Origin of the sequence: Microbacterium sp. (assembly GCF_030149085.1) — a bacterium.
In the GTDB taxonomy this organism is placed as follows: domain Bacteria; phylum Actinomycetota; class Actinomycetes; order Actinomycetales; family Microbacteriaceae; genus Microbacterium.
Window position 1 is genome coordinate 1 of sequence record NZ_JASBSF010000169.1, and the last position, 1,852, is coordinate 1,852.

Genomic DNA, 1,852 nt, shown 5'->3' on the forward strand with positions numbered 1-1,852 from the left:
CACGCTGCGCTCGGACCGTGGGCTGCTGCTCAACAGCTATCAGGGCGGGCTGCTCGTTCCCGAGACGACGATCTTCATGCTGCCGGCCGACACCTACGGCATCACACTGCAGTTCTCGTTCGGCATCTACGTCGAGGGCACGGCAAACGACGATGCCTCGTTCGCGCAGCAGACGATCTATCAGTACCTGCCGATCGCGATCTACAACGATCAGGGCACGCTGAACATCGTGGCCAACCAGCCGACAACGGCGCCGCAGGGCTGATCGGGCCACCGCGCCGCGCCGCCCCGGTCAGGCGATCGCGCCGCCCGCCGGACTGGTCTTGAGGTCTCTGGTGCCGGGTGGAGCTGCGTCGGGCCAAACAGCGGCGAGCTCCTCCTCGGAGCGCAGTGCATAGCGCGTCACGCGGACCTCGATCGCTTCGCGATAGTCGAGGTTCGGCACGGCTCTCGCCGTCGCGGCCTTCACCACGTCATCGAGGTTCTCGATGCGCTGGTCGCCTGACACCGCCACGACGTGGCGACCGACCCGACCGCGGTGGGCGGCATCGGGCAGCAGCTCATGAAGCGCCATCGACGCTGCGCGGTCGACCGCTACTGCTGCCGGGCCACCGAAGGCTGCGCGGATGAGGGCGAGGTCGGGAACCTCGACGACATAGACCGTCACGGCGCCGTGGGAGGCGATATCTGAGCGCAGCGCAGCGATGATGTACTCGATCTGCCGGGCTCGAGTCTCCAACGCGCGGTCGCTCCACCACACGGCAACGCAGAGTGCCGTTATGAGCAGGATGCTCAGGACGGATGCCGTCAGGGGAGAAAAGAGCGCTTGAAATGTGGGAGCGCGCTCACCGACAGCAAAAAACAGCACGGTGCGGATCGCCGAGTACGCGGCGTAGATCGCAAAGATGGCTCCGATCAGCCGGAAGGGTGCGATCGTTCGTGCCGGCAGGCGGAAAGCTTCGACCGCGACGCCCGCGCACCCCACAGCTACGAGGATCAGCCGCAGGACGAAGCCATCGGTCGGGCCGCCGATGACAGCGCTGACCGTTGCGCTGGTGACAAAGGTCACAGCGACGGCCCCCGCAACGACCCAGCCGGGGGCCATCGCGTTCTCCCGCAGCTGCCGCATGCCCGCCCAGAAGTATGCGGGCCCGCCGACCAGCGCCGCGTTCGCCGCAGCGATGATGATCGGCGTCGGGTTTGCGGGCACGAGGGCGGTCGCGATACCGGCGACGACCCCGCTCAGGGCTGCGGCCGCGGCAAAGCGCAGAAAGTTCCTGCGCGCGGCGCGGCCACCGTTGGGAACCGGGGTTGCGGGAAACTGGACGATGGCCGGAGCGGCGATCACGAAGGCGATCGCCAGGACGGCAGACAACTCCAGTACACTCATTCTGCACTTCTGTTTCTCGGGGCCTCGGGTGTTCACCGGAGGTTTTCTTGAGGAAAACCTGAGGTGATGCTCTTCGACAACAGACCGGATGCTTGAGCCGAGTGTAGCAGTGTGGTTACAGCACTTCGGATGGCACGCGGATTGATGGAAGGAGCGTGCTGATGTCCCACTGGGAAGCCCCGTACGTTCCTCCGTACCCGCAGCAAGCTCAGCCCGCTCTTGGGCAGTACCCGGGCGCGGCGTACGCGGGGCCGCAGTATGCGGATCCGACCGATGGCCAGCCGCAATACGCGCAGCCTCAGTACGCGCAGCCTCAGTACGCGCAGCCGCAGTACGACCCCCGGTTCCCGAACGCGCAGGTCGAGACCTCTCACGCTGAGTTCACCGACGAGTTCGAGTCGGTGCTCGAGCGCATCTCTGTGCACCGGTCGACGATCGGATGCGTCATCCCCTGCTACAACG

1 protein-coding gene and 2 pseudogenes are annotated in these 1,852 nt (G+C 66.2%); 2 read left to right on the plus strand and 1 reads right to left on the minus strand.

Going from position 1 to position 1,852, the window contains the following annotated elements; all coding sequences use genetic code 11:
• Positions 1-265 (plus strand): annotated as a pseudogene (locus Q1V87_RS06890) (hypothetical protein); the annotation flags it as partial.
• Positions 266-292: 27 nt separating this feature from the next.
• On the opposite strand, the gene Q1V87_RS06895 reads toward Q1V87_RS06890, so the two are convergent.
• Positions 293-1,390: a hypothetical protein gene (locus Q1V87_RS06895; protein WP_300591431.1), complete on the minus strand. Its 1,098-nt coding sequence runs from the start codon at positions 1,388-1,390 to the stop codon at positions 293-295.
• Positions 1,391-1,551: 161 nt separating this feature from the next.
• Between Q1V87_RS06895 and Q1V87_RS06900 the strand changes: the two are divergent.
• Positions 1,552-1,852, plus strand: a pseudogene (locus Q1V87_RS06900) (glycosyltransferase family 2 protein); the annotation flags it as partial.